Source organism: Amycolatopsis sp. FU40, from assembly GCF_021903635.1.
Lineage (GTDB): Bacteria > Actinomycetota > Actinomycetes > Mycobacteriales > Pseudonocardiaceae > Amycolatopsis > Amycolatopsis dendrobii.
On the sequence record NZ_CP091381.1, the window covers coordinates 1,131,571 to 1,157,697 of the forward strand.

Here is a 26,127-nt window from a genome sequence, read left to right on the forward strand (position 1 = left end):
GACCCGGCATCCGGAGGATTTCATGACGAACCCGCACGCCGCCCTGCACGTCGGCGGGAAATGGCTGACCGGCGAGGGGCCGGAGATCCGCTCGGTGAGCCCGTCGACCGGCCGCGAACTGGCGGTCACGCCGTCCGCGGGCCCGGACCAGGTCGCGGCCGCCGTCGCCGCGGCACGCCACGCGTTCGACGACGGCGAGTGGAGCAGGCTGGGGCCTCGCGAACGCAGCGCCCTGCTGTACCGGCTCGCGGACCTGCTGGAACGCGACCGGGACCGGCTGCTCGACCTGGCCGCGCACGAGATCGGCTCGCCGGTCGGCAATGCCGAACTGCACGTCGACGGGCCGATCGCGTACTTCCGCTGGTTCGCCGAGGCCGCCCGGCGCGGCCCGCGCGACGGCTGGGAAGAACCTCTTCCGCTGCACCACGATCCGCTGACCTCCGCGAGCACCCTGCTGCGCGAGCCCGTCGGGGTCGTCGCGGCGATCACCGCGTACAACGGGCCGCTCATGCTGTGCGCGTGGAAGCTCGGCCCGGCTCTCGCGGCGGGCTGCACCACGGTGCTGGTGCCCTCGCCGAAGGCGATCCTGTGCAACACGGCGCTGGTGGAACTGGCCGAGGAGGCCGGATTCCCGCCCGGCGCGGTCAATCTCGTGTTCGGCCCGCCCGCGGTGACCGAACAGGTCGCGCAGGCCGGCGAGGTCGACCTGGTGAGCTTCACCGGATCGCCCGCGGTCGGCGGCAAAGTCATGGCCCTGGCCGCGCCAGGGCTCAAGAAGGTGGTGCTCGAACTCGGCGGGAAATCGCCCAACCTCGTGCTTCCGGGCGCCGACATCGCCTCCGTCGTCGCACCTTCGGCCCTGCGGTTCTGCCGGAACGCGGGACAGGCGTGCGGGGCGACGACGCGGACTTTGGTGCCGGAGAAGGATTTCGACGAATTCGTCGAGCGCTCCGCCGAATTCCTCGGCAGCCTCGCGGTCGGCGATCCCTTCTCGCCGAAGACCGCGGTGGGCCCGCTGATCACCGGCGAGCACCACCGGAACGTGTCCGGCTACGTCGCGCGAGCGGTGGACGAGGGCGCGACGGTCGTCACCGGCGGCGGGCGTCCGGCCGGTCTCGACGAGGGGTTCTTCTTCGCGCCGACGCTGATCACCGGTGCGCCGAACACGGCCGAGATCGCGCAGGAGGAACTGTTCGCGCCGGTGGGGATCGTGCTGCCGTACCGCGAAGTCGACGAGGCGATCCGGATCGCGAACGACAGCAGGTACGCGCTCAACGCCAACGTCTGGGGCCCGGTCCCGGACGCGCTGGCCGTGGCGCGGCGGATCCGGTCCGGCACGGTCACGATCAACGGCGGAGGCGGCCGCCGGACCGACGCGCCGTGGGGCGGCCCGGGGCACAGCGGGATCGGCCGGGAAGGCGGGGAAGAAGGATTCCGGGAGTTCTTCGAGGTGAAGCACGTGCAGTGGCCGCTGTGACCAAGGTCCGTGAGGGGAACTCCGATTCCGTCGGGGTTCCCCTCGCGGACAGCTGATCAAGCCCCGATCCGGCGTTCGAATCCTTCGGGAACGATCAGGTCGTCGCGGCTCAGGTCGTGCACGCTGCGGTGGCCCAACGCGAGCAGCGTCGAGTCGATGCCGTTGCGCAGGACGTCCAGCACGTTCTCCACCCCGGCCTGCCCGCCCGCGGCGAGGCCCCACAGGTACGCACGCCCGATCAGAACCGCTCGGGCGCCGAGCGCGAGCGCCTTCACGACATCGCTGCCGCGCCGGATTCCGCCGTCCAGCAACACTTCCACCTCGCTGCCGACTGCCTCCGCGACCGCGGGCAGCGCGCGGATCGTGGCGGGAGTGCCGTCGAGGTTGTTGCCGCCGTGGTTGGACACCGAGATCGCGCTGACCCCGGCGTCGACGGCGCGGCGGGCCTCGTCTACGCGGTACACGCCCTTGAGCAGGAACGGCCCGTCCCACTGCTTACGCAGCCAGCTGACGTCTTCCCAGGTCGGCGGCGCGGTCTGCATCCACTGGCCGTACGCGCCGAAGAACGTGGGAATCGGCGTGCCGGGCTCGGCCATGTTCGGGACGCTGAGGTCGGGCAGCTTCTTGGTGCGGGCGTAAGTCAGCAGCCAGCGCGGATGCATCATGCCCTCGGGCGCGAAGCGGATCAGCTCGCGCAGCGTCATCTTTTCCGGGATGTGCGGGCTGCCCCAGTCGCGGCTGTGCGAGAACGACCAGTCGAGCGTGAGGATGATCCCGACCGCGCCCGCCGACCTGGCCCGGTCGAGCCGACGCAGGATGTCGTCGCGGCTGCCGGTCCAGTAGACCTGGAAATACGTGTTCGGGTTGGCGGCCACCACTTCCTCGACGGGCTTGCTCGCGAACGACGACAGCCCCATCGACGTGCCGCGCGCCGCGGCCGCGCGAGCCACCGCGACCTCGCCGTCGGGATGCACGGCCTGGACGCCGGTCGGCGAGATCAGCACCGGCAGCGCGACGTCGCGGCCGAGGACGTTCGTGCTCAGATCGCGTTCGCCGGGCAGCCCGGCGGTGCGCGGGGCGAAGCGCAGTTCGTCGTACGCGGCGAGATTGTCCTGCAGCGTCAGGCCTTTTTCCGAACCGGCGATCAGTGCCGAGTAGACGGACGCGGGCAGGCGTTTCTTCGCCCGCCGCTGTGCTTCGGCGACGGATTCGAACCAGGTGGTGCTCATCGTTTTCCCTTCGGGTCGACGCGCAGAGGGCGCCAAGTGACGCGCGGCCGCAGCGGGACCGCGGTCCGGTGGTTGAGACAGCCCGCCCACACCCCGGCGCCGTACGCGAGGTCGTCGGCGATCGCGCCGGTGGTGTAGCGGAAAGGGTCGAGGGCGGGGCGGTGCCGCAGCCAGGCGGTCAGCGGCGGCCCGGCGAGCAGGGACGCGATCGCGGCCCGTCGTCCCCGGCGTTTCCGCCCGCCGGGCAGCAGGAGCGCGGCGAGCAGCGGAGCGGCGAATTGGGTGCTGTAGCGGCCGAATCCGAGCCAGGTTTGGCCGACGGCGGTGGCCATCGTCTGCGCGACGCCGTGGGTCGGCACGTCGCTTTGGCGCAGTACGCGGGTCATGGTCAGCACTGCGCCCGCGAACGCGGCGGCGGCCGGAAGCGGACGGCGGGCCAGGAGAGCGGCGACGGTCAGCGTCGGCCAGGGGTGCAGGACGAGCGGAGCCATCGCCGCCGGGCGGCGGAGTGCCAGCGGTGCGGCGGAAGTGCCGTAGCTGGCGCGGCGGCTGAGCAACGCTCGCCAGGTGGTCGGTTCGTGGTGGTCGACGTGCGCGGACGGGTCGTAGCGGATCCGGAAACCGGCGTCGTGGAGCCGCCAGCCGAGGTCGACGTCCTCGCCGACGCGCATTGCCGGGTCGAAGACGGCACCGTCGCGCGCGACGGATTCCAGTGCGGTCCGGCGGACCAGGAGCGCGGCAGTGGGCACATAGGACAGTCGCGTGCCGGGCGCGACGCGCGCGGGGGCGGTGCCGAGGTCGAGGCTGCTGGCGGCGCAGGTGTAGCGGCCCGCCCAGGTGCCGGGGGCGAGGGGGCGTACGCGCGGTGCGACGGCGGCGACGAGCGGGTCGGCGAAATGCCCGGCCAGCCGGTCGATCCAGTCCGGGGACGGGACGCAATCGCTGTCCAGGAAGGCGATCAGGCCGGTGGAAACGTGCTCCAGCGCGGTGTTCCGGGCTGCGCCTGGGCCGCCGTTGACGTCGCGGCGGACGAGTTTCGCGCCGTGCGCGGACGCCACGGCGGCGATGGCGGCGGGGTCGGCGGATCCGTCGTCGACGACCAGCGCGGGGTATCGGCCGTCGAGTCCGGCGAGGCAGCGGCCGAGGAGTTCGGCGCGGTCGCGGACTGGGATGACGACGGTCGCGTCGGCGGATTCGGCTGGTGGCAACGGGTGTGCGAATCCGGCGTCGGTGAGCAGCCGGGCGAGGACCCCTTCTGCTGAGGTCTCGACCGGGTTGTCCGCCAGGCGTTCCCACGCCGTTCGCCCGGCTCTCGTGAGGCGCAGTACGCGGGCGGGGGAGCCGCCGAAGAGGAGTCCGCCGGAGAGTTGTTTGACGCTGGGGTCCATGGCGAGGCGGAATCCGGCGGGCAGCGGGGCGGTCACAGCGCCAGCCCTCCGTCCACCGGGATGACCGCACCGGTTGTCGCACTGCTTTCCGGACTGGCGAGGAACGCCAGGACGGCGGCGACCTCGGCGGGATCGAGCAGCCGCTGCACAGGTTGTTGTGTGGCAAAGCTTTGTGCTGAAGGAAGGTCGTACAGGCGGGCGCTCTCGGCGAGGATCGGCGTGTCGGTCGAGCCGGGGCTGACCGCGTTCGCGGTGACGCCGGAGTCGCCCAATTCCGTGCCCAGCGCGCGAATCAACCCGGCCACTCCGGCTTTCGCGGCGCAGTACGCGGCGAGCATCGGCAACCCGCGCGTGGCGGCGGCGGACGCGACGGCCAGGAACCGTCCGCAGCGGGGTTTCGGACGGCGCAGCAGCGCGGGAATCGCGACGTGGGCGAGGTTGAGGACGCCGCGGAGATTGACGTCGAGGACAGCGTCTTCCTGCTCTGGCGGCATTTCCCACAGCGGTGCACCGCCCGCGATGACCCCCGCTGCCGCGATGGCCGCGTCGAGGCCGCCCCAGTGTTGTTCCGCTGTCGTTATCGCGGCGGCCAGCCGGGTACGGTCGCGGACGTCTGCGCGGAATTCCTCAGCAGTGCCGCCGGCTTCCCGGATCGTTGCGACCACTGTGGACAGTTCCTCGCCGGTTCCCATGGGGTAGGGGAGTGCGGGGTCGTTTTCGGCGAGGTCCACCGCGAGCACGGCCCAGCCTTGTTCGGCCAATTTGACAGCGGTGGCTGCGCCGATGCCGCGCGCCGCGCCGGTCACGAGGGCGGCTCTCATGGCGCCACCACGGAAGTCCAGTCGCGCACGTGCTTTCGCAACTGTGTCGTGAGGTCGTCGAGGAGATCCCGGCCTTCGGCTGCTGTCGCGCCGGTGGGATCGCCGAGGATCCCGGTGTCGGTCACCGCGCGCACGCCGCCCTTGCGCAGAACCGGAAGCAACTCGCTCAGCGGACGGTCATCGCCCGGCACCGCCTTCTCCGCCTGCACCGCGTCCGGTCGAAGAGCCAGCTGGAGAGCGGTTTCCGGCCGTCCGGCGTGGGGATCTCCTTGCCAGCGCGGCTCGAACACCGAGACGTCTCGTGATTCGGCCCGCAAAGTCGCGACCGCGCGGGTCACCGAGGCGGCGTTTCCTCCGTGCGCGGACACGAACAGCAGCCGCCGGAACGTTTCGCAGGCCGACCGGCCCAGTTCCACGAGGAGGAGTTCCGTGGCCGCCTGGCCGATCGACAGCGTCCCGGCGAAGCCCGCGTGTTCGCCGCTCGATCCGTACGGCATCGCTGGCGCGACCAGCACGTCCGGCCGCTGCGCGGCGAGCCTTTCGCACAACGCCGTCGCGATGTCGGTGTCCGTGCTCAACGGCAGATGCGGGCCGTGCTGCTCGGTGGCTCCGAGCGGCACGGCGAGGATCGCGCCGGACGCCGCGTATTCGGCGACGTCCGGCGACGACAGATCGGCCAGGCGCATTTCAGCGGCCCGGGGTGAAGCCCGCGAGCGGGTTTTCGTCGCAGGCCCGGTCCGGCGGGCGGCGCATGCCGATGGTCACCGGCACCGGTTCGCGCTTGCGGGTGCGGTGCGAGTGGTCCAGCGACGGTTTCGGCACGCTGCCCGCGGCGACCCCGGCCAGCGCGCGTTCGCCGTGGCCGCGCACGCATTCCGGGTCCGGGCCGTCGAGCGGCAGCCCGGTGAAGAACTTCGCCGCCATGCATCCGCCGCGGCAGGCGTCGAAGGCCGAACACGACGTGCAGGCCCCGCCGCTCTGCGGGCTGCGCAATTCGGCGAACAGCTCGGATTCGCGCCACACGCGGGTGAATCCGCCTTCGCCGCGGGTGTTTCCGGCGAGGAAGGTGTCGTGGATGGCGAACGGGCACGCGTAGACGTCGCCGACCGGGTCGATCAGGCACACCACCCGGCCCGCGCCGCACAGGTTGAGCCCGGGCAGGCCGCCGTCGCCGTAGCCCGCGAGGTGGAAGAACGAATCGCCGGTGAGCACGTTTTCGCCGTGCTTGACCAGCCACTCGTACAGCTCCCGCTGCTGGGCGGCGGTGGGGTGCAACTCGTCCCAGACGTCCGCGCCGCGGCCGGACGGGCGGAGCCGGGTGAGCCGCAGCTGGGCGCCGTAGCGGTCGGCGATGGCTTTGAAGTCGTCGAGCTGCCCCGCGTTCTGCCGGGTCACCACGACAGAAATCTTGAAGTTCCCGAACCCGGCGGCGGCGAGGTTCTCCATCGCCCGGATCGCGGTGCGGTAGGAGCCGGGGCCGCGGACGTGGTCGTTGACCTCCTCGGTGGCGCCGTCGAGGGAGATCTGGACGTCGACGTAATCGCTGCCGGCGAGCCGGTGCGCGACGTCCTCGGTGATCTTGATGCCGTTGGTCGAGAACTTGACGCCGACGTGGTGCTCGGTCGCGTAGTCGACCAGCTCCCAGAAATCGGGCCGGACGGTCGGTTCGCCGCCGCCGATGTTCACGTAGAACACCTGCATGCGCTCGAACTCGTCGATCAGCGCCTTGCACTCGGCGGTGCTCAGCTCGCGCGGATCGCGGCGGCCGGACGAGGAAAGGCAGTGCACGCAGGAGAGGTTGCAGGCGTAGGTGAGTTCCCAGGTGAGGCAGATCGGCGCGTCGAGCCCGAACTGGAATTCGTCGACAAGCGGCATCACACGCTCCTCGGATGGATCATGTCCGACGCCGCGAGGGCGGCCAGGGCGGCGCGGTAGCGGGGCAGTTCCGCCTGCGCGACCCCGGCCTGCGCGCACGCGGCGCGGGCGGAGGGGTGGTCGGTCAGCGCCTGCACCGCGGCGAGCATGGTGCGGCTCTTGAGAAAGGACAGCCGGCGGGTGCCGAAGTGGTACAGCAGCGCGCCGAACCGCTCCGGTCGGATGGAGACCCGGCTGTCCAGTTCCCAAGCACCGTCCAGATCGAACGCCGCGGCGCTGCGATCAGTAGACACCGCACATTCCGTCGATGGAGACCTCCTCGACGAGCAATTCGTCGGCTACGACCTCTTCGGCCTTCGTCTCGGCGGCGGTTGTCGTCTCGCTCATCGTGACTCCCTTGTCTCGTGGCGGCGATATTTGACACTTGGTGTCGAATGTGAGGGCGACAATACTGTCACCCCGTGCCAGAAGCAATGCTTCGCCGGCGCGAGGCACCCGAACGGGCGTTTGCCGCCGCTGGGAACCGACTGCCCCGCCGGTCCGACTCCTCAGGAGGCGGACCACGCGAAGGGAGCAGGATGGCCATCGGCATCGACGACGCGCCGCGCACGGCGGAGGGGTGGGCGGCAGTCCGGCCGTTAGTGCTGCGGCTGCACTTCTACGCCGGGGTATTCGTCGGCCCGTTCCTGCTGGTCGCCGCTTTGACCGGGATCGCGTACGCGTGGACGCCGCAGCTGGAAGAGGCTGTCTACGCGCACGAGTTGCACGTCCCGGCCGCTGCTGGCGCGGTGCCGCTCGACCAGCAGGTGCTCGTCGCTCGCGATCAGGTGCCGGACGGGAAGATCATCGGCGTCCGCCCGGCGCCGTCCGCGACCGACACCACCCAGGTGATCTTCGACCGTCCGGGCCTGGCGCCGAGTTACCGGTACACAGTGTTCGTCAACCCGCACGACGGCGAGGTCCGCGGCGCACTGGAGACCTACGGTTCGGGGCAAGCGCTGCCCGCCCGAGGCTGGATCGACACCCTCCACCGCAACCTCCATCTCGGCGACTTCGGCCGGCTGTACAGCGAACTCGCGGCGAGCTGGCTGTGGGTGATCACCCTTCTCGGAGCGGCTTTGTGGCTGGGTCGCCGCCGCCGCTTGCGTGCCGTGCTCCTGCCGTCCGCGGGCAAACCCGGACGGCGACGGCTGCGTTCCTGGCACGGTGCGACGGGCCTGTGGATCGCTGCGGGTCTGCTGTTTCTCTCCGCCACCGGACTGACGTGGTCGCTGCACGCTGGTGCGAACATCACCGACCTCCGGTCCTCTTGGGACTGGACGACGCCGTCGGTCTCTTCGGCTTCCCGGTCTCCCGGCGACGTCGGCTGGCAGGCCGTGCGCGACGCGACCGCCCGCGCCGGTCTGTCCGACCCGGTGGAAATCCGGCCGCCTTCCGACGGCGGTTACGTGGTGCAGCAGGTCGGGCGGGGCTGGCCGTCCAAACAGGACTCGATGTCGGTCGATCCCGGCACGGGGAAGATCACCGGGACGCTGAAGTTCGCCGATTACCCGCTCGCCGCGAAGCTGAGCCGGTGGGGGATCGACGCGCATATGGGGCTGTTGTTCGGGGTCGCGAACCAGGTGGCGCTGACGGTGCTCGGGGCGGCGCTGGTTTGCGTTGTGCTGTGGGGGTATCGGATGTGGTGGCTGCGGGGCCGTTCCGGGCGGTCGCGGGGCGGGAGTCGCTTCGGCCGGATGCCAGTGCGCGGCACATGGCGGCGGATCCCCGGGCGAGTGCTGGCCCCAGCGCTGGTCGGATTGGCGGTGGCGGGCTGGTTCCTGCCGGTGTTCGGGGTGTCGTTGCTGGGATTCCTGGCGGTGGACTGCCTGCTGGGCCTGCGCCGGGAGACCGCTCGATGATCGCCGAACTGGGTCTTCGATGGATCCTGACGCTGCTGTTCGCGGCCGCCGGGTCGTTCTGTCTGTACCGATGCGCGCGGCGTCCCGGCTTCAGCGGTCGAGCAGCCGACGCGCTCCACGCGGCGATGTGCGTCGGAATGGTCACGATGGCCTGGCCCGCGACGATGACCTTCGCGCGAATGCCGCAGGTCGTGCTGTTCGCGGCGGCAGCCGGATGGTTCGCGGTGACCACGGCGCTGGGATTCGGGCACGGGCGCCTGCCCGGAGCGCACCACGCGCTGATGATGGCCGGGATGGCGTGGATGGCGTTCGTGATGCCGTCGGCGATGGCGGGAATGACGAGGTCCGCGACCGCGATGGGCGGCGAGCACGCCGGGATGGACATGGGCGACGCGGGCATGACGATGACCGGACACGCGCCCGCGCATGTCGTGGTGGTCGCGGCGGTGCTGGCGGTGGTCTTCCTGGCGGCCGGAATCGCGTGGCTGGCCAGGGCGATCGATCACGCCCGGACGGTCGCCCGCCCCGGACGGCGAGAGATCGGGCTGGCGACGGAAGGCGTGATGAGCTTGGGAATGGCGGTGATGGCGGTCGCGATGATCTGAGCCCGGACGGGCTGTCCGGTGCGCGGTCCGGGCGCGGTTTTCTGGGCCTCGCCTCGTGGAGGCTCTTGCCGGAGACGACTTTCGGTCAGTTCAAGGCCGGCCTTCGCTCTCCAGCAGAGCGCGACCGCCTCCCGGGTTGCGGTTCGCGTCGCTCGCTGGCCCGCGATGGTGTCGCGGATTCCGTGCTCGCCGGTTCCCGGCCGGGTGAGCTTTCCAGGCCGGGCTCCCGAGCGAGGGTGCGTCAGGCCGCGCGATGCCGTCCGGTCGGGCGCTGGGAATCGCGGCCGCGCTTGGGATGCGGGCGGACCAGGGCGAGCGCACCGTGGGGCGCCGCGGTGGTGTGGCCCGGGTCGTCGGCGGTGTCGGCGAGGTCGGGACCGGGCTGATGCCGGAGGCGGTGCTGCCGGTGGACGGCGTAGAGCAGTGCCAGTCCGACGACGAGGAAGACGTGCGACAGCACCCGCGCGACGGTCACCCGGTCGCCGATCAGGTCGCTGGTGGTGAGCACTGCGAGGACGATCACGAACCCGGTGATCATCGGCAGCTGCCCGGCGGCCGCGCGGGTGCGCAGTGCGGCCCACAGCAGTCCGACGCCGACCGCGAGGTTCCAGGCCGCGCTTTCGTTGATGAGGTGACCTTCCATGAAAGCGCCGCCGCCGTGGGCGTTGTCCATGCCGAGCAGTTGCGCGAACGCCAGCCCGCACTGGACCAGCCCGACCAGTCCCAGCGCGACTCGCAGCCCCCATTTCTCCCGCGGCGGAGCCGGGGTTTCGGCGAGGATCCGGCCGGTGAGGTCGGGCACCTCGGGCGCGCTGCGGACCAGCAGGGCACGGCGCAGCGCCGCGCTCCGCTCGTACCAGGTCCGGCACCCCGCGCAGGTCTCGAGATGCTGGTCGACCTGCGGTCCGGGCAGCGGGCCCGCTTCGCCGTCGAGCCGCGCGGACAGCGCTTCGCGGAAGATTTCACAGCTCACGTCTGTCATAGTCGCTCGGACGCGCGTCCCGGTTCCCGGCGGGTTCGGCGATTTTTCTCCGGACTGGTCAGGCACCTGTCCCGGACGGGCATGGACTACCGTGATGTCCGTGTCCACCGGCCGCGACAACGACGACGAGCGGATCACCGCGCTGGCCCTCGCCGCCGGCCGCGGCGACCGGGCCGCATTGGAAGCCTGGGTCCGCGCGACGCAGGCCGACGCGTGGCGGTTCCTGGCCCACCGCGCCAGCCCGGCCGAAGCGGACGACCTCACCCAGGAAACGTACCTGCGCGCGTTCGGCTCGCTGCCGAGGTTCGCGGGCCGGTCGTCGTCGAGGACGTGGCTGCTGTCCATCGCCCGCCGGGTCGTCGTCGACCGCATCCGCGCGCGCTCCGTCCGCCCCCGCGAATCCACGACGGCCGACTGGCAGCGCGCGGCCGAAGAGCAGTCCGCCCGTACGCGCACGGCAGGCTTCGAGGACCTGATCGAACTGGGCCTGCTGCTGGACACCCTCGACGAGGACCGCCGCGAAGCCCTGGTGCTGACCCAGTTCCTGGGCCTGTCGTACGCGGAGGCGGCCGAGGTGTGCGGCTGCCCGGTCGGCACGGTGCGTTCCCGGGTGTCCCGCGCCCGCGACGATCTGCTGCGCGCCCAGGAGGAGAACGACACCGCGATGTGACGCGGCCGGAGCCAGCAGAGCCAGAGCGGCCAATCGGGCCGTTCGTGCCGCGCGAACTGGATGATGACCGCGACCCACGTCGCGGGAACTCGCCGCCCTCTCCGCCCGACCACTCTGCTGTGCGCACTATTCCGGCCCCGCACTGGCGGGGTTTGCTTGCCGCGGCAGGGGTTGCCGCGGTGGCCGTCGTGGCGGTGGTCGCCGCGGCGGGCGATGTCTATGCCGCTCTCGGCAACCCGGCTCCTGGTCCGGTGACGTCCTTGGGCGCCTCCTTGCTCCGGTTGGTCGCCGACGCGGCCGGGGTGGTTTGCGTCGGCGGGCTGGTGTTCGCGGCGTTTCTGGGCCCGCCGGGCAAAGCGGGTCGGCTCTCCCCGGACGGTTACGCGGCGACCCGCACCGCGGCGGGCGCCGCGGGCGTTTGGGCGCTCGCAGCCGCGGTGCTGGTGCCGTTCGACGCCGCTGACGCATCAGGGCGGCCGGTTTCCGAGGCATTGCATCTGGCGAAACTCGCCGTCCTCGTCGACGCCATGGAGGAGCCCAAGGCGTGGCTCTGCGTCCTCGCGGTAGCCGCTGTGGTGGCGATCGGCGCCTGGCGCACGTTGACCTGGCGCACCACGGTGCTGTGGCTCGGCCTCGCCCTCGTCGGGTTGCTGCCGAGGGCGATCGCCGGGCACGTCTCCATCGGCGCGTGGCACGACCTGGCCACGAACGCGTTGGTGTGGCACGTGATCGCGGCAGCGTTGTGGACCGGTGCGCTGGTTGCGCTGCTGGTTCACCGCGGTTCAGGCGCGGCCCGGGAGGTCGCGCTCCGCCGGTATCGACGGTTGGCGACGTGGTGTCTCGTCGTGCTCGCCGCATCCGGGATCGTCGACGGTCTGGCGCTTGCCCGTCCGGCTGGATTGTCAACTGGCTATGGCTTGCTCCTCGGGGTGAAGGTCGTGGTCACGGTGGTGCTGGCGGTGCTGATCATCTTCATGCGCCGTCGTTGGAGCGGCGGCACAGCGGCTCTCGTGGCGGAGGCCGTGGTGCTGGCCGGGGCGATGGGCGTCTCGGCCGGGTTGGCGCATCTGGTGCCGCCGGCGTTCGTGGACGATCCGGCGACCGTCGGCGAGACCGTTCTCGGGTACGACCTGCCTGATCCTCCTGCCTTCGCTCGGCTCTTTCCCGATTGGCGTCCGGACTTGCTCCTCGGTGTCGTCGCGGTGCTCGCGGTGGCGGGCTATGCGGTCGGGGCACGTCGCCTCCGCACTCGCGGCGACGACTGGCCTCGCGGCCGGTTCTGGGCGTGGACGTGCGGCTGGGCGACGGTGCTGATCGCGACGTCGTCCGGCCTGGGCAAGTACTCGTCCGGAACCTTCAGCCTGCACATGGTCATCCACATGACGCTGGCCATGCTCGCCCCGGTGCTGCTCGTGCTCGGCGGACCGGTGACCCTCGCGTTGCGTGCCTTGCCGGTGGCGGGCAAGGGACCGGACGGTCCGCGCGAGTGGCTCGCAGCGCTCCTGCACTCGCGGTTCACGCGTCTGGTCGCGCACCCGCTGGTGGCGTCGGTGGTGTTCGTCGGCTCGTACTACGCGCTGTACTTTTCGGGTCTCTTCGGCGAGGCGATGCGCTACCACTGGGCACACCAGCTGATGAACCTCCATTTCCTCGTGTCCGGCTACGTTTTCTTCTGGCTGGTGATCGGCGTCGACCGTCCGCCGCGTTCGATGCCGCATCTCGCGCGGCTCGGCATGATGTTCGCGGTGATGCCGTTCCACGCGTTCTTCGGCGTGATCCTGATGAACAAGCAGACGGTGATCGCCGAGACGTTCTACCGCTACCTCTCCCTGCCGTGGATGCCCGATCTCCTTTCCGATCAACGCCTCGGCGGCGGCATCGCCTGGGCCACCGGGGAAATCCCGATGATCGTGGTCGTCGTGGCGCTGCTGGTGCAATGGGGACGCCACGACGACCGCGAAGCAGCCCGGCTGGACCGTCGCTTCGACCAAGGCGAGGACGACGATTTCGCCGCCTACAACGCGATGCTCGCCAACCTGGCGGCCAGAAGGCAGTAACCGCGGTCCGCTGCCTGCCGTCGCGGATCAGGTTCGGTCACCCTGAATCCCGCACGACCGGCATCGAGCCGTCGGCCGCTGAATCCGGCTTCCCGCGAACCGAGTTCCCGCTTCGCCACTCGCGGCGGAGATCCCGTTGCGCCGAGCCGATTCCGTGGCTAGCCCACGGCAGTCACCACCTTGTCCAAGGCTCCGTCTTTGACGTCGTCGACGAGAACTTTCAGCTGTGCCAAGCTCATCTGCACTCGCTGCCCGAAGTCGTCGGTCAGCACGACGCGACGCTCCGGCGGTGCGGCGTCGTCGAGGAACAGCTCCGGGCAGCCGCAGTCGCAGTTGCCGCAGAACGTGGTCACGTGCTGAAGATTTCCCGCTGAGGCAAGGGTTTCGGACATCTTCTCTCCTGTCTGATCGGGTTGGGCCGGGCACTGCCACCATCCGGATAGTCGTCGGGGAGAGCCGAAAGGTTCCCAAGTCACCCGAAGGAGTGGCGCCGGAAAAACAGGCGTACGATGGAAATCGGTCCGCCTTCCCGGCGCCGGCACTGCCACCGACTTTGTGCCCGTCCTGGAATCCGGAGAACCATGTCTGCGCAGACCGCCGCCCCCGCGGCGACCCCGACCCGTCACCTCGATCTCGCCGTCGGCGGGATGACCTGTGCCGCCTGTGCGGCGCGCGTCGAACGTTCCCTCGGCAAGCTCGACGGCGTTCGCGCCACGGTGAACTACGCGACCGAACGCGCGACTGTCCACTATCCGCCTGACCTTGACCCCGCCTCGCTGGTCGCGACGATCGAGCGGGCGGGCTACACCGCGAGTGTCCGCGGCGAATCGAGCCCGGAGAACCGCGACGCGCGGATTCGCGACTTGCGCCGCCGGTTGATCGTGGCCGCGGTGCTGGCCGTCCCGCTCGGCAACCTGTCGATCACGCTCGCGCTCGTGCCGTCGCTGCGGTTCCCGTTGTGGGAGCTGGTGTGCCTGCTGCTCGCGACCCCGGTCGTGTTCTGGTCGGCGGCACCGTTCCACCGGGCCGCGCTGCGCAATCTGCGGCACCGATCGTCCAGTATGGACACGCTCGTTTCCTTGGGCGTGCTGGCGTCCTACCTGTGGTCGGCGGCTTCGGTGCTGATCGGATCGGGCAGCGAGGCGGGTTACTGGATCGGGTTCGGCGCGACCGCGCCGGGTGCGGATTCGGTGTACCTCGACGTCGCGGCCGGAGTGACGACCTTCTTGCTCGCCGGCCGGTATTTCGAGGCGCGATCCCGGCGCGGCGCGGCGGATCTGCTCGGCGCGCTGGACGCGCTGGCGGCGAAGGACGTGCGGATTCTGCGTGCGGACGGCGAAGTGCTGGCCGGAATCGGAGAACTGGCGGCAGGCGACCGGTTCGTGGTGCGGCCGGGCGAGAAGATCGCCGCGGACGGAACCGTCGACAGCGGTCTGTCCACAGTGGATGTCAGCGCGATCACGGGCGAACCCGTTCCGGCGGAGGTCGGGCCGGGGAACCGGGTGATCGGCGGGAGCGTCAACCTGAACGGCCGGCTGGTGGTGCGGGCGGAGGCCGTCGGAGCGCGATCGCAGCTGGCGCAGATGAGTGCGCTGGCCGAGCGCGCGCAGGAGCGGAAAGCGGCCGTGCAGCGGCTGGCCGACCGGGTGTGCGCGGTGTTCGTTCCGGTGGTTTCGGCGTTGGCGCTGCTCACCCTGGCGGGGTGGCTGCTCGCCGGGAATCCGGTTCGGGACGCGTTCGGCGCGGCGGTGTCCGTGCTGATCATCGCGTGCCCGTGCGCGTTGGGGCTGGCGACGCCGACCGCGCTGATGGTCGGCGTCGGGCGGGGCGCGCAGCTCGGGATCCTCGTGAAGGGGCCGGATGCGCTCGAGGCGAGTCGTACGGTCGACACCGTGGTGCTGGACAAGACCGGCACCGTGACGCAGGGGCGGATGACTCTCGCCGAGACCCGGGCGTTCGGGTCTTTCTCGCCGGCGGAGGTGCTTCGCCTCGCCGCTGCGGTGGAAGCGTCGTCAGAACACCCGATTGCCGCAGCGATTGTCGCCGGTGCGCCGGTGGCACTTCCGGCTGCCGAGTTCGAGGCACTGCCCGGGCTGGGTGCCCGCGGCGTGGTCGAGGGAACGACGGTGGCCGTCGGACGGCCGAGGTTGCTGGCGGACGAAGGGATTTCGGTTGGCCCGGAGGTCGAGGACGTTGTGGCGTCGGCGGAGGCTGGCGGGGCGACGGCAGTGCTCGTATCGGCGGCTGGCGAGGTCGCGGGCATGCTCGCGGTGCGGGACGAGGTGAAGCCTTCGGCGCGGGCAGCGGTCGCGCAGTTGCATCGGCTGGGGCTGAAAACTGTGCTGCTGACCGGCGACAACGAGGTGACGGCGCAGGCGGTCGCCGCGGAGGTCGGGATTCCCGAAGTGCTCGCCGGGGTTCTGCCGAGCGAGAAGGCGGCTGCGGTGTCTGCGTTGCAGGGCAAGGGGCATCGGGTGGCGATGGTCGGCGACGGAGTGAACGACGCTCCGGCGCTGGCGACCGCTGATCTCGGGTTGGCCGTCGCCGAGGGGACCGATCTCGCCTTGCGGTCCGCCGACATCATTTTGGTCCGCGATGACCTGTCGGTGCTGCCGGACGCGATCCGTCTCGCGCAACGGACGTTGCGCACCATTCGAGGGAATCTCGTCTGGGCGTTCGGGTACAACGTGGCCGCGCTGCCGCTTGCTGCGTGCGGACTGCTGAACCCGCTGATCGCGGGGGCGGCGATGTCGCTGTCGTCGGTGCTGGTGGTGGCGAACAGCCTGCGATTGCGGAATTTCGCGCCGGGCCGCTGAGCCCGGGGTGGGCGGGATCACCCTGGCCGCCGCTCACTCGATTAGGTTAGGTTTGCCTAATCAATCGGCGACGGAGGGTGAGGTGCGCGGTGACGCGGGACGCGGGAGCCGGGATCGAGGGGCGGATCGCGCTGGTGACCGGCGGTGCGCGCGGGATCGGGGCGGCCGTCGTGGAGGCGCTCGCCCGAGCCGGTGCCGTGGTGGCCGCGGTGGATATCGACGAGGAGGGGTTGCGGGAGGTCGCTTCCCGGGACTACGGCGCGGAGCCGGCTCGGGCGGATGTCCGAGGTGGTTCGGACGTCGGCGCTGGCGGGGATGCCGCGAGCGGTTTTGTCGCGGCGGAAGCGGCCAGGGCTCGTGATGGTGAGCGGCTGTCTGGGAGTGCTCCGGCGGGGGCTTTCGCCGGTGGCGATGTCGAGCGGGGTTCTGTTGCGGTGGAGGTGGCCGGGGCTCGGGATGGTGAGCCACTGCCTGGGAATGCCTCGCCGGGGACGATCGTCGGTGGCGTTGTCGAGCGGGGTTCTGTTGCGGCGGAAGCGGCCGGGGCTCGGGATGGCGAGCGGCTGTCTCGGAGTATCCAGGCGGGGACTGTCGCAGGCGGTGATGCCGCCGGGAGTGCTGTGGTGGAAGGTGCTGATGACGCGCTGTCCTCCGCAGTTGCGACTGAAGGGGCTTTGGCGAGCGGCGATGCAGTCCGGACTCCTGCTGATGCGCCGGCGGAGGTGGTCGCAGCTGCTGTGCCGGTAGTCAACGGTGCTGATGCGGCGCGGGCTGGCGGCGCCGGGCCGTCGGTCGATGGCCCGCCGTCGGCCGGGGGGATCGGGCGGGTGGTGCCGTTCGTGGCGGATGTCGGGGAGCCGGGGGCGGTCGCGCGAGTCGTGGCGGACGTCGAGCGGGAGTTGGGGCCGATCGGGATCGGGGTGTCGGTCGCGGGGGTGCTGCGGCCCGGGTCGGTGGGGGAGACCAGCGACGAGGACTGGGCGGCGACCTTCGCGGTCAACTCGACCGGGGTTTTCACTGTGCTGCGCGAGATCTCCCGGCGGATGCAGCCGCGGGGGAGCGGCGCGCTGGTCACCGTCGGGTCGAACGCGGCCGGTGTCCCGCGGACCGGGATGGCTGCCTACGCGGCTTCGAAGGCGGCGGCGACCATGCTCACCCGCTGTCTCGGACTGGAACTCGCCGGGTCGGGGATTCGGTGCAACATCGTCTCGCCAGGGTCGACCGACACCGACATGCAACGTCTGCTGTGGACGGACGACTCCGGCGAAGCCCGGGTTGTCGCAGGGAATCCGGAGCAATTCCGCGTCGGGATTCCGCTCGGGCGGATCGCCGATCCCGCCGACATCGCCGACGCGGTGCTGTTCCTCGCCTCCGACCGGGCCCGGCACATCACCATGCAGAACCTCTATGTCGACGGCGGGGCCACGCTGCGCGCGTGACCCGGTCGACCCGCCGGGCGGCTTTTCCTTTTCGTCCGGGTACGTTAGTGTCCATTAGGTTAGGCTAACCGAACAGTCAAGGTCCGGACCTTGCCCGCAAGGAACGGACGGGGCGGCTCGGCCGCCTGCGCGTGTGCGAAAGGGAATTCACCTCGTGTCCTCACCTGCTCCGGCCCGTCCGCGGCCGGTCCACCGGGCGGCGGATCTCCTGGCCGCGTACCTGCCGGGGTCGTTCTACTACTCGTCGGCCCGCGGGGTGCTGCTCGCCGACGGGGTGCACTCGCACGTCCGCGGCACGGCAGGCAACCGGGCCGCGGCGGCTGCCGAGGCGTTGGAAGCCGCGGTGCTGGCGGGGGTCGCCAATCCGGTCGTGGTGGGAGCGATCGGGTTCCGGCCGGACTCCGGGAGCAGCTTGATCGTGCCCGCGGTGGTGCGGCGGGCCGAAATGCCGGGCGGCGGGGACGCGCAGCGGATGGCCGCGGGTTCCCTGCGGCTGGGCGGAAGTTCACCGGCGGCGGAGTCCGGCGGGAACGCGGGCACGGGTTCGCGTGCGGCGGGCAATGCGGCGGAGTCCGGCGGGAAGCCGGACGGGGGTTCGCAGGTGGCGGGCAGTGCGGGGCAGCGCAGCGAAAACCAAGGTGCGGCCATCGCCGGATCTCGGAGCGGTTCAGGGTTCGCAGACGTCGAAGCGTCGTTGCGAGACGGCCAATCATCCTGGACCGTAGTCCCGCAGCCGGCGCCCGAGGTTTACGCCGAAAGCGTCCGCCAGGCGGTCGACCTCATCGGTGACGGGGAACTCCGCAAGGTTGTCCTCGCCCGGGCGCTGGATCTCGTTGGCGAGCAAGGCGTTTCCGTGCGAAAGCTCCTCCGCGATCTCGTCGTGGCGGATCCGGCGGCGCATGCCTTCGCGGTCGACGTCAGTGCGCCCGGGGATCCGGCGCCGCGGACGCTCGTCGGGGCCAGCCCGGAGTTGCTGGTGTCTCGCAAGGGAAACCTCGTGACCGCGAATCCGCTTGCTGGATCGCGGCGGCGGACGGGGGATCCGGCGCGGGACGCGCAAGCGATCGCCGAGCTTCGGGTGTCCGAAAAGGACCTCGACGAACATGCCCTCGTCGCCGCGCAGGTCGCGGAGGTGCTGGGGCGCTACTGCACCGAGCTGGACGTTCCGGAAGAGCCGGAAGTCATGGGCACGCCTGCGATGTGGCACCTCTCGACCCGGATCGCCGGGCGGGTGGGGCCGGGTGGGCCGTCGGCGTTGGAGCTGGCCGAGGCGTTGCATCCGACGCCTGCGGTGTGCGGGGTGCCGGTCGATCTGGCGCGCGACACCATCGCGCGGCTTGAGCCTGAGGATCGCGGGTATTACGCGGGGCTGGTCGGGTGGACCGATCTCGCGGGGGACGGCGAATGGGTCGTCACGATCCGGTGTGCCGAGGTCGCCGGCAAGACCGCGCGGCTGTTCGCGGGGGCTGGGGTCGTGGCCGGTTCTGATCCGGCGGCGGAATTGGCGGAGACCAGCGCGAAATTCGGGACGCTGCTGCGCGCGCTGGGTGCGGAGGGGGCCGCGTGAGCGTGGTTGTGGCCGCAGGAAACCGCGGCGCGGTATCGGGCGAGCGAGCGTTGGCGCGGGACGCCGCGTGCGAAGGGGGAAGCGTGAGTCTGTGGCCGAGGGAAACCGCCGCCCAGTATCGGGCCCGCGGCTACTGGCGAGGCCAGACGTTCGGAGCGCTGCTGAGCTCGCTCAAGGAGGCGTACGCGGACCGCACGGCGGTGGTCGGCGAGGGGGAGCGCTGGACGTTCGCCGAGGCGGACGAGCGGGCGCATCGGCTGGCCGCGGGGTTCGTCGCGAACGGAATCAAACCAGGCGACCGGGTCGTCGTGCAGTTGCCGAACATTCCGGAGTTCGTCTCGGTCGTCTTCGGGTTGTGGCGGGCAGCTGCGGTGCCCGTGTTCGCGTTGCCTGCGCATCGGGACAGCGAGTTGCGGCACTTCGCGGAGCAGAGTGACGCGAAAGCGATCCTCACCGTCGGGGACCACGCTGGGCATGATCACGCGACGATGGCGCGTGAGGTCGCGCAGCACCGGAAAGTCTTCGTCGTGGGGGAGCCGGAGTTCGCGGAGTTGGCGGCGACCGCGCCGCGGGAGCTGCCGGATCCGGATTCGGAGGGGATGGCGTTTCTGCAGCTGTCCGGCGGCAGCACGGGGTTGCCGAAGCTGATTCCGCGGACGCATGACGATTATCTGTACAGCGTGCGCGAGAGTGCGCGGATTTGCGGGCTCAAGAAGGAAAGCGTGTATCTCGCGGCTTTGCCGGTCGCGCATAACTTTCCGCTCAGCTCGCCGGGACTGCTCGGCGCGTTGCACGCGGGGGCGGCCACGGTGATGGCGCCGCGGCCGGACGCCGATACCGCGTTCCGGTTGATCGAGGCTGAGGGGGTCACGATCAGCGGGGTCGTTCCGCCGTTGGCGGCGGCTTGGGTGCAGGCGGCGGCGCGGACCGGGCGGGATCTGTCCTCTTTGGACGTTCTGCTGGTCGGCGGGGCCAAGTGCGGACGGGAGCTCGCGGAGCGCGTCGGGCCGGCGCTGGGGTGCCGGTTGCAGCAGGTGTTCGGCATGGCGGAGGGGCTCGTCTGCTACACCCGGCTGGACGATCCGGCGGACCTCGTTCTCGGCACCCAGGGGCGGCCGATTTCGGCGGACGACGAGGTGCGGGTCGTGAATCCGGACGATCCGCTGGCGGCGTCGGACGAACTGGTCGAGCCGGGTGAAATCGGTGCGCTGCTGACGCGCGGGCCGTACACGATTCGCGGGTATTACAACGCGGCCGAGCACAACAAGACCGCGTTCACCGAGGACGGGTTCTATCGCACGGGCGATTTGGTGCGGCAAAGGGAATCCGGGCATCTCGAGGTTGTCGGGCGGGCGAAGGAACAGATCAACCGCGGCGGCGAGAAGGTCGCGGCGGAAGAGGTCGAGAACCACCTGATGGCGCATCCGGGCGTGCTCGACGCCGCGGTCGTCGCGGTGCCGGACGAGTACCTCGGCGAGCGGACCGGCGCGTACGTCGTTCCGGCGGACGGGCAGCAGCCGAGTGCGGCGGAGCTGCGCCGGTTCGTGCGCGGGCGCGGGGTGGCCGCGTTCAAGGTGCCGGATCTGGTGGAGGTGGTCGCGGAGTTCCCGGTCACCGGCGTGGGCAAGACCAGCAAACGCGAACTGCGGGCGGCGCTGGCCGCCCTGGCGAAGGAGAGGTGAGGCGTGTCCCTGCCGAAGATCCGGGCGTATCCGCTGCCGACGGCGGCGGACCTGCCCCCGGGGCGGGTCGACTGGCGGCCCGACCCGGCGCGGGCGGCTTTGCTCGTGCACGACGTCCAGCGGTATTTCCTCGCCCCGTACGAGGGTTCGCCGATTCCGGAGATGGTGGCGAACATCGCGGAACTCGCGGAGAAGGCGAGAAGCTGGGGCATGCCGGTGTTCTACACCGCGCAGCCGGGCAGGCAGCCCGCCGCCGATCGCGGGCTGCTCACCGAGTTCTGGGGCGACGGCATCGGCGCGGTGATCGAGGACGATCCGCGCGCGGCGGACATCGTCGACGAGCTGACGCCGCGGCCGGGCGACACGGTGCTGGACAAATGGCGCTACAGCGCGTTCCAGCGCAGCACTTTCCGCGAGCAGCTCGGCGACCGCGACCAGCTGCTGATCACCGGCGTCTACGCGCACATCGGCTGCCAGACCACGGCGGTCGAGGCGTTCATGCGCGACGTCCGGCCGTTCCTGATCAGCGACGCGGTCGCGGACTTCGACCGCTCCCGGCACGACCAGGCGTGCGAGTACGTCGCGCAGCGCTGCGGCGTCGTTACCACCACCGTCGGCGCGCTCGCCGCGCTGTCGGCGCCGATTCCCGCAGGAGCACCTCGATGAGCACCCCCGGACTGACTGCCGAACAGGTCAACGCCGACGTCGCCGAACTGCTCGGCTGCGGCCTCGACGAGCTGACCCCGGACACCGATCTCGCCGACCTCGGCCTCGATTCGATGCGGATCATGAGCCTGGTCGAGAAGTGGCGCGGCGCGGGCGCGAGCCGGCTGGAGTTCGCCGACCTCGCCGAGGACCCGCGGCTCGGGCACTGGACGAAGCTGCTCGCCGGCGGCGCGCAGTGAGCCGGGACGCGCACCGGCATCGCCACACCGCGCGGATCGCGGAGGTCCGCGCCGGGCGGCAGGCCGAGAAAGTGCCGTACCCCATCCGGATCCGGCGCGCGGAGGTCGTGCGGACCAGCGCGGTCGGCGCCGGGCTGCTGCGCGTCACCCTCGGCGGGCCGGGCACGACCGGGTTCGAGGCGCATTCGCCGGACGAGCACGTGAAGCTCCTCTTCCCGGACGCGGACGGCCAGTTGCGGCTGCCCGAGGCGAACGGCGACATGCTCCGCTGGCCGAAGCCGTCGCCGATCTCGCGCGAGTACACCGTCCGCCGCTACGACCCGGCGTCCGGCGAGCTGGACCTCGATGTCGCGCTGCACGACGGCGGGCTCGGCTCGGACTGGGCGCGTGCGGTTCAGCCGGGCGAGACCGTGCACGTCGCCGGTCCGCCGGGCGGGTTGATCGTGCCGCACAGCTACGACCGCTACCTGCTCGCCGGGGACATCACGGCGCTGCCCGCCCTCGCGCGCTGGCTGGAGGAACTGCCGCGGACCGCGGCGGGCTGGGCGTTCGCCGAGGTCGCCGACGCGAGCGAGGAGATCGACCTCGACGCTCCGGACGGCGTCGAAGTCCATTGGCTGCACCGCGGAGCAGCCGCACCGGGCAGCGTCGAGCTTCTCGCCGACGCCGTGCGCGAAGTCAAAGTGCCTGAAGGCGAACGGCTTTACGCGTGGATCGCCGGGGAAGCGGGCGCGATCAAGCCGCTGCGCCGCTGGCTGCGCGACGACCTCGGGCTCGCCCGCGAGGACTACGACGTGACCGGCTACTGGAAACGCGGCGTCGCGGACTTCGACGACGAGCACGAGCACTAACGCATCGTGAGTGTTTGTGCCGGTTCTAACCGGCACAAACACTCACGACCCCCCACCCGCCCGCACCGATCCGCACTACCTGAGGACCCACGCATGACCGTCACCAGAAAGACCCGTCTCGCCGCCGCCCTCGCGGTCGCCCTCACTGTCGTCGCCGGCTGCGGTTCCGGCGACGCGCAGAGCGGCGGGAGCGACGCCCCGACCCGCGTGTTCGCCGCCGACAACGGCGAGATCAAGATCCCGGTCAAGCCGAAGCGCGTGATCGCGACCGGGTACGCCGTGCCGGCGCTGCTCGAGGCGAAGGCCCCCCTCGTCGGGATCTCGACGTGGAAGCGCGGCCTGCCGATGATGACGACCGAGGACCGCAAGAAGTACGACGAGTTGCCGAAGGTCGCGGGAGAGCAGGCCGCCGAGACGAACTACGAGGCGATCGCGCAGGCGGATCCGGACCTGATCGTGATCGGTGTGCCGAAGCCGGTGCTCGCGGACATCGACGTCAAGCGGTTGCAGGAGATCGCGCCGGTCGTGGCGATCGGGCCGTCGGTGCCGTCGGCGTGGCGGGAGCTTTCGCGCAAGCAGTCCGACGCCGCGGGCGCGCTGGCCGGGTTCGACGCCGCGCGCCAGGAATACGAAGCCAAGGCGCAGCAGCTCAAAGAGAAGTACAAAGCCGTGCTGCCGCAGCTGAAACTGGGCCACGTCGGCGCGTACGGCGAGGTAGCGAAGGGCAACTTCCAGCGCGAGTTCAAGGATTCCTGGGGCACCAACGTCGCGCAGGACATCGGCGCGAACTACTTCGGCCAGGTGAAGGTCCAGGGCGGCGGCTCGAAGGACGTCAGCGAGTACCCGTCGATCGAGGAACTGCCGACCGCGTTCGCGCAGGCGGACGCGATCACCTATTCGGTGAAGCCGGACGGCTCGGTGCCGCCCGCGGTGAAGTACGTGCTCGATTCGCCGCTGTGGAAGGAACTTCCCGCGGTGAAGGCGGGCAAGACGTTCGCCTTCCGCTACACCGAAGCGGCCACCTACCGGGCGGCGATGAAGACGCTGGACGCGGTGGACCAGGCGTTCGCGCCGCTGCTGAAGAAGTGACCGCGCGCAGCCGGACCGCGCTGCTGGCCGCCGCCGTCGTCCTGCTGGCGGCGGTGGCCGTGGTCAGCGTGGGCGTCGGCGCGCACGGCATCGCGCCGGCGGAGGTGCTCAAGGCCATCTTCGGGCACGGCGATCCGGCCGATCAGGCTGTGGTGCGCGACGTCCGGGCGCCGCGTGCGCTGCTGGCGGTCGGCGTCGGCGCTGCGCTGGCGGTGGCCGGGGTGCTCGTCCAGGTGCTGTCGCGCAATCCGCTCGCCGAACCTGGTGTGCTCGGCGTGACGGCCGGGGCCGGGTTCGCCATCACGATCGGTTCCGCGCTCGGCATCGCTGTTTCCGCGTCCGGGGAGTTGCTGTTCGCGGTGCTCGGCGCGGTGCTGGCGACCCTGCTGGTCTACGCGGTCGGCAGGCGGTCGCCGTTGCGGATGGTGCTGACCGGTACCGCGCTCACGTTCGTGCTCAGCGGCGTTTCGCTCGGCTTGAGGCTGTTGCTGCCGGACACTTTCGACCGGTACCGGTTCTGGGCGGTCGGTTCGCTGGCCGGACGGGAACAGGCTCCGCTGACAGTGCCGCTGATCGTGATCGCGGTGAGTGTGGTTGCCGCGTTTCTGCTGAGCCGTCAGCTGAACGCGCTCGCGCTGGGCGACACCGTCGCGCACACGCTCGGTGCGAGCGTCGCCCGGATCCGCGCGGTGACGCTGTTGCTGATCACCCTGCTGGCCGGAGCGGCGACCGCGGTGGCCGGGCCGATTCTGTTCGTCGGCCTGATCGTGCCGCATCTCGCGCGTCGCGCGGCGGGTGCGTCGGTGCCGTGGCTGACCGCGTTCGCGGTGGTGCTGGGCCCGATTCTGCTGCTGGTGTCGGACATCGGCTCGCGCGTGCTGCTGCCGACCGGCGAGGTGCCGGTCGCGATCGTGACGGCGTTCGTCGGCGGTCCGGTGCTGATCTGGGCCGTCCGCAAGTACGGGACGGCCGCGCTGTGACCGCGTTCGTGTTCCGCCGCGGGCGGATTTCGCTGCGGGTCGAGCGCCGCACGGTCGTCCTTGTCGCCGTGCTCGCGGTCGTTCTCGCCGGGCTCGCGTTGCTGGGGCTTTGCTACGGCGCGGCCTGGGCGAGCCCGGCACGGGTGTTCGCCGCGCTCGGCGGATCGGGCGGCGGACCGGGCGTGGTGATCCGCGAATGGCGGCTGCCGCGGGTGGCGGCCGGGCTCGTGTTCGGTGCCGCGCTCGGGCTGGCCGGGGCGATTTTCCAGAACGTCACGCGGAATCCGCTCGGCAGCCCGGACGTGATCGGCCTCGACTCCGGTGCCTACACCGGCGCGCTGATCGCGATGACGGTGCTGTCCGGATCGCCGACGCAGCTGACGTTCGCGTCGGTGGTCGGCGGGCTGGTCACCGCGGCCGCGGTCTATCTGCTGTCGATGGGCGGCAGCCGGTCCGGATTGCGGCTGATCGTCATCGGGATCGCGATCAACGCGATGCTGACCGCGTTGAACTCGTGGATCGTGCTGCGTGCCGACCTGGAGGTGGCGATCGCCGCGGTCGGCTGGAGCGCCGGTTCGCTCAACGGCATCGGCTGGAGCGACGTCGCGGTGCCGTTCGGGGTGCTGGCCGTGCTGTTCGCGGTGCTGCTGACCCGGGCGTCCGCGCTGCACCAGTCGGCGCTCGGCACGGAACTCGCGGTCACGACCGGCGTCCGGCACGAAGCGCTGCGGCTGCAGCTGGTCGTCATCGGCGTCGGTTGCACGGCGACGGTCACCGCGGTGGCCGGGCCGATCGCGTTCGTCGCGCTCGCCGCCCCGCAGATCGGCCGCCGCCTCGCCCGCGCGCCCGGGATTCCGCTGCTGCCCGCCGCGCTGGTCGGCGCGCTGCTGCTCGCCGGGGCCGACCTCGTCGCGCAGATGCTGCTCGCCCCGGTGTCGCTGCCGGTCGGCGTGGTCAGCACGGCGATCGGCGGCTGCTACCTGATCTGGCTGCTCACCAAGGAGGTGCGGCGGAAGTGACCGCCCGCTTGACCGCGCGGGACCTCACCCTGCGCTACGGCGACCGCGTCGTGTCGACGCAGTTACGGCTCGACGTTCCCGACCGCGCGTTCACCGCGGTGGTCGGCCCGAACGCGTGCGGCAAATCGACATTGCTGCGCGCGTTCGTCCGGCTGCTCCGCCCGTCCGGCGGCGGCGTGACCTTCGACGGCCGCGAGGTCGGGGCGTATCCGGCCAAGGCGCTGGCGCGGGAACTCGGCTTCCTGCCGCAGGATCCGTCGGCGCCCGAGGACGTCCGTGTGCGGCAGCTGGTCGCTCGCGGCCGGTTCCCGCACCAGTCGCTGCTGTCTTCGTGGTCGGAGGAGGACGAGGCCGCGGTGGTCGGTGCGATGACCGCGGCCGGCGTCGCCGGGCTGGCCGACCGTCCGGTGCAGGAGCTGTCCGGCGGGCAGCGGCAGCGGGTGTGGATCGCGGTCGTGCTCGCGCAGCGCACGCCGTACCTGCTGCTCGACGAGCCGACGTCGTTCCTCGACATCGCGCACCAGTACCAGGTGCTGGAATTGCTGAAGCGGCTGCGCGACGAGGGCCGCACGGTGATCGCGGTGCTGCACGACATCAACCAGGCCTGCCGCTACGCCGACCACGTCGTCGCCATGCGCGACGGCCGGGTCGTGGCCGAGGGCGAGCCCGGCGACGTGGTGGACGCCGCGCTGATCAAGGAAGTCTTCGACCTGCCGAGCGTCGTGGTGCCCGATCCGGTCACCGGCACGCCGATGGTCGTGCCGTCGCTCTGAC

25 protein-coding genes are annotated in these 26,127 nt (G+C 71.2%); 16 read left to right on the plus strand and 9 right to left on the minus strand.

The annotated features are described in order from the left end of the window. Positions 1–22 precede the first annotated feature (22 nt). Positions 23–1,477 carry an aldehyde dehydrogenase family protein gene (locus L3Q65_RS06505; RefSeq protein WP_237599049.1) on the plus strand — a complete coding sequence of 485 codons (1,455 nt, stop codon included), beginning with the start codon at positions 23–25 and terminating at the stop codon, positions 1,475–1,477. Positions 1,478–1,533: 56 nt separating this feature from the next. Here the strand turns inward: L3Q65_RS06505 and mftD are convergent, their stop codons facing one another. From mftD to mftA, 7 genes are read right to left on the minus strand one after another with little or no spacing between them, the layout of a single operon-like run. Next, a complete protein-coding gene (mftD, locus tag L3Q65_RS06510) occupies positions 1,534–2,706 on the minus strand; it encodes a pre-mycofactocin synthase MftD (RefSeq protein WP_182891875.1) in 1,173 nt (390 codons plus the stop codon). Beyond that, the gene (gene mftF, locus L3Q65_RS06515) at positions 2,703–4,130 is read right to left on the minus strand and encodes a mycofactocin biosynthesis glycosyltransferase MftF (protein ID WP_182891874.1); all 1,428 of its coding nucleotides are present in this window, start codon (positions 4,128–4,130) and stop codon (positions 2,703–2,705) included. Before mftF ends, mftD begins: the two co-directional genes overlap by 4 nt. Then, positions 4,127–4,915: a mycofactocin-coupled SDR family oxidoreductase gene (locus L3Q65_RS06520; protein WP_182891873.1), complete on the minus strand. Its 789-nt coding sequence runs from the start codon at positions 4,913–4,915 to the stop codon at positions 4,127–4,129. The genes mftF and L3Q65_RS06520 overlap by 4 nt, the downstream gene beginning before the upstream one ends. Next, entirely contained in the window at positions 4,912–5,601 is a 690-nt protein-coding gene (gene mftE / locus L3Q65_RS06525) for a mycofactocin biosynthesis peptidyl-dipeptidase MftE (protein ID WP_182891872.1), read from the minus strand. The genes L3Q65_RS06520 and mftE overlap by 4 nt, the downstream gene beginning before the upstream one ends. 1 nt (position 5,602) lies before the next feature. Then, positions 5,603–6,790, minus strand: a complete 1,188-nt coding sequence (gene mftC, locus L3Q65_RS06530) for a mycofactocin radical SAM maturase (RefSeq protein WP_182891871.1) — start codon at positions 6,788–6,790, stop codon at positions 5,603–5,605. Next, positions 6,790–7,083, minus strand: a complete 294-nt coding sequence (gene mftB / locus L3Q65_RS06535) for a mycofactocin biosynthesis chaperone MftB (protein WP_043833371.1) — start codon at positions 7,081–7,083, stop codon at positions 6,790–6,792. Before mftB ends, mftC begins: the two co-directional genes overlap by 1 nt. Continuing rightward, positions 7,073–7,177, minus strand: coding sequence for a mycofactocin precursor MftA (mftA, locus tag L3Q65_RS06540; protein WP_037819541.1), 105 nt, complete (start codon positions 7,175–7,177; stop codon positions 7,073–7,075). Before mftA ends, mftB begins: the two co-directional genes overlap by 11 nt. A gap of 191 nt (positions 7,178–7,368) precedes the next feature. Between mftA and L3Q65_RS06545 the strand changes: the two genes are divergently transcribed. Beyond that, the gene (locus tag L3Q65_RS06545; protein WP_182891870.1) at positions 7,369–8,691 is read left to right on the plus strand and encodes a PepSY domain-containing protein; all 1,323 of its coding nucleotides are present in this window, start codon (positions 7,369–7,371) and stop codon (positions 8,689–8,691) included. Then, a complete protein-coding gene (locus L3Q65_RS06550; RefSeq protein ID WP_237599051.1) occupies positions 8,688–9,296 on the plus strand; it encodes a DUF5134 domain-containing protein in 609 nt (202 codons plus the stop codon). Before L3Q65_RS06545 ends, L3Q65_RS06550 begins: the two co-directional genes overlap by 4 nt. Before the next feature lie 241 nt (positions 9,297–9,537). On the opposite strand, the gene L3Q65_RS06555 is transcribed toward L3Q65_RS06550, so the two are convergent. After that, complete coding sequence (locus L3Q65_RS06555; RefSeq protein WP_182891868.1) at positions 9,538–10,278, minus strand: zf-HC2 domain-containing protein; 741 nt, start codon at positions 10,276–10,278, stop codon at positions 9,538–9,540. Positions 10,279–10,378: 100 nt separating this feature from the next. Here L3Q65_RS06555 and L3Q65_RS06560 point away from each other — a divergent pair, with 100 nt between their 5' ends. Both L3Q65_RS06560 and L3Q65_RS06565 read left to right on the plus strand, forming a co-directional pair. After that, positions 10,379–10,948, plus strand: a complete 570-nt coding sequence (locus L3Q65_RS06560; protein WP_106961353.1) for a sigma-70 family RNA polymerase sigma factor — start codon at positions 10,379–10,381, stop codon at positions 10,946–10,948. A gap of 119 nt (positions 10,949–11,067) precedes the next feature. Next, entirely contained in the window at positions 11,068–13,005 is a 1,938-nt protein-coding gene (locus tag L3Q65_RS06565; protein ID WP_370648176.1) for a cytochrome c oxidase assembly protein, read from the plus strand. Positions 13,006–13,163: 158 nt separating this feature from the next. Here the strand turns inward: L3Q65_RS06565 and L3Q65_RS06570 are convergent, their stop codons facing one another. Next, the gene (locus L3Q65_RS06570) at positions 13,164–13,397 is read right to left on the minus strand and encodes a hypothetical protein (RefSeq protein ID WP_182891866.1); all 234 of its coding nucleotides are present in this window, start codon (positions 13,395–13,397) and stop codon (positions 13,164–13,166) included. 189 nt (positions 13,398–13,586) lie between these two features. Between L3Q65_RS06570 and L3Q65_RS06575 the strand changes: the two genes are divergently transcribed. From L3Q65_RS06575 to L3Q65_RS06630, 11 genes are all read left to right on the plus strand, one after another. Then, the gene (locus L3Q65_RS06575) at positions 13,587–15,821 is read left to right on the plus strand and encodes a cation-translocating P-type ATPase (protein ID WP_237599053.1); all 2,235 of its coding nucleotides are present in this window, start codon (positions 13,587–13,589) and stop codon (positions 15,819–15,821) included. A gap of 623 nt (positions 15,822–16,444) precedes the next feature. Next, positions 16,445–17,260, plus strand: coding sequence for a 2,3-dihydro-2,3-dihydroxybenzoate dehydrogenase (locus L3Q65_RS06585; RefSeq protein ID WP_370648206.1), 816 nt, complete (start codon positions 16,445–16,447; stop codon positions 17,258–17,260). A gap of 256 nt (positions 17,261–17,516) precedes the next feature. After that, on the plus strand, positions 17,517–18,827 hold the full coding sequence (locus L3Q65_RS06590) for an isochorismate synthase (protein ID WP_370648207.1): 1,311 nt from the start codon (positions 17,517–17,519) through the stop codon (positions 18,825–18,827). An 83-nt stretch (positions 18,828–18,910) separates the two neighbouring features. Further along, positions 18,911–20,509 (plus strand): (2,3-dihydroxybenzoyl)adenylate synthase, encoded by a 1,599-nt coding sequence (locus L3Q65_RS06595; RefSeq protein ID WP_237599055.1) that lies wholly within the window; start codon positions 18,911–18,913, stop codon positions 20,507–20,509. A 3-nt stretch (positions 20,510–20,512) separates the two neighbouring features. After that, on the plus strand, positions 20,513–21,175 hold the full coding sequence (locus tag L3Q65_RS06600; protein ID WP_237599057.1) for an isochorismatase family protein: 663 nt from the start codon (positions 20,513–20,515) through the stop codon (positions 21,173–21,175). After that, positions 21,172–21,414 carry a phosphopantetheine-binding protein gene (locus tag L3Q65_RS06605; protein ID WP_182891862.1) on the plus strand — a complete coding sequence of 81 codons (243 nt, stop codon included), beginning with the start codon at positions 21,172–21,174 and terminating at the stop codon, positions 21,412–21,414. Before L3Q65_RS06600 ends, L3Q65_RS06605 begins: the two co-directional genes overlap by 4 nt. Beyond that, positions 21,411–22,265 carry a siderophore-interacting protein gene (locus tag L3Q65_RS06610; protein ID WP_237599059.1) on the plus strand — a complete coding sequence of 285 codons (855 nt, stop codon included), beginning with the start codon at positions 21,411–21,413 and terminating at the stop codon, positions 22,263–22,265. The genes L3Q65_RS06605 and L3Q65_RS06610 overlap by 4 nt, the downstream gene beginning before the upstream one ends. 93 nt (positions 22,266–22,358) lie before the next feature. Then, positions 22,359–23,354, plus strand: a complete 996-nt coding sequence (locus L3Q65_RS06615; RefSeq protein ID WP_182891860.1) for an ABC transporter substrate-binding protein — start codon at positions 22,359–22,361, stop codon at positions 23,352–23,354. Further along, positions 23,351–24,334, plus strand: coding sequence for an iron ABC transporter permease (locus L3Q65_RS06620; RefSeq protein ID WP_182891859.1), 984 nt, complete (start codon positions 23,351–23,353; stop codon positions 24,332–24,334). Before L3Q65_RS06615 ends, L3Q65_RS06620 begins: the two co-directional genes overlap by 4 nt. Next, positions 24,331–25,353 (plus strand): iron chelate uptake ABC transporter family permease subunit, encoded by a 1,023-nt coding sequence (locus tag L3Q65_RS06625; protein ID WP_182891858.1) that lies wholly within the window; start codon positions 24,331–24,333, stop codon positions 25,351–25,353. The genes L3Q65_RS06620 and L3Q65_RS06625 overlap by 4 nt, the downstream gene beginning before the upstream one ends. Next, complete coding sequence (locus L3Q65_RS06630) at positions 25,350–26,126, plus strand: ABC transporter ATP-binding protein (RefSeq protein ID WP_237599060.1); 777 nt, start codon at positions 25,350–25,352, stop codon at positions 26,124–26,126. The genes L3Q65_RS06625 and L3Q65_RS06630 overlap by 4 nt, the downstream gene beginning before the upstream one ends. Position 26,127: the final 1 nt, after the last annotated feature.

What these genes read in the sequence shown, in the direction of transcription:
- L3Q65_RS06570 (WP_182891866.1), bottom strand. Translation starts at nt 13,397, where the DNA reads ATGTCCGAAACCCTTGCCTCAGCGGGAAATCTTCAGCACGTGACCACG.
- L3Q65_RS06545 (WP_182891870.1), top strand. Translation starts at nt 7,369, where the DNA reads ATGGCCATCGGCATCGACGACGCGCCGCGCACGGCGGAGGGGTGGGCG.
- L3Q65_RS06555 (WP_182891868.1), bottom strand. Translation starts at nt 10,278, where the DNA reads ATGACAGACGTGAGCTGTGAAATCTTCCGCGAAGCGCTGTCCGCGCGG.
- L3Q65_RS06520 (WP_182891873.1), bottom strand. Translation starts at nt 4,915, where the DNA reads ATGAGAGCCGCCCTCGTGACCGGCGCGGCGCGCGGCATCGGCGCAGCC.
- mftA (WP_037819541.1), bottom strand. Translation starts at nt 7,177, where the DNA reads ATGAGCGAGACGACAACCGCCGCCGAGACGAAGGCCGAAGAGGTCGTA.
- L3Q65_RS06605 (WP_182891862.1), top strand. Translation starts at nt 21,172, where the DNA reads ATGAGCACCCCCGGACTGACTGCCGAACAGGTCAACGCCGACGTCGCC.
- mftE (WP_182891872.1), bottom strand. Translation starts at nt 5,601, where the DNA reads ATGCGCCTGGCCGATCTGTCGTCGCCGGACGTCGCCGAATACGCGGCG.
- mftD (WP_182891875.1), bottom strand. Translation starts at nt 2,706, where the DNA reads ATGAGCACCACCTGGTTCGAATCCGTCGCCGAAGCACAGCGGCGGGCG.
- mftC (WP_182891871.1), bottom strand. Translation starts at nt 6,790, where the DNA reads ATGCCGCTTGTCGACGAATTCCAGTTCGGGCTCGACGCGCCGATCTGC.
- L3Q65_RS06505 (WP_237599049.1), top strand. Translation starts at nt 23, where the DNA reads ATGACGAACCCGCACGCCGCCCTGCACGTCGGCGGGAAATGGCTGACC.
- L3Q65_RS06575 (WP_237599053.1), top strand. Translation starts at nt 13,587, where the DNA reads ATGTCTGCGCAGACCGCCGCCCCCGCGGCGACCCCGACCCGTCACCTC.
- L3Q65_RS06550 (WP_237599051.1), top strand. Translation starts at nt 8,688, where the DNA reads ATGATCGCCGAACTGGGTCTTCGATGGATCCTGACGCTGCTGTTCGCG.
- L3Q65_RS06615 (WP_182891860.1), top strand. Translation starts at nt 22,359, where the DNA reads ATGACCGTCACCAGAAAGACCCGTCTCGCCGCCGCCCTCGCGGTCGCC.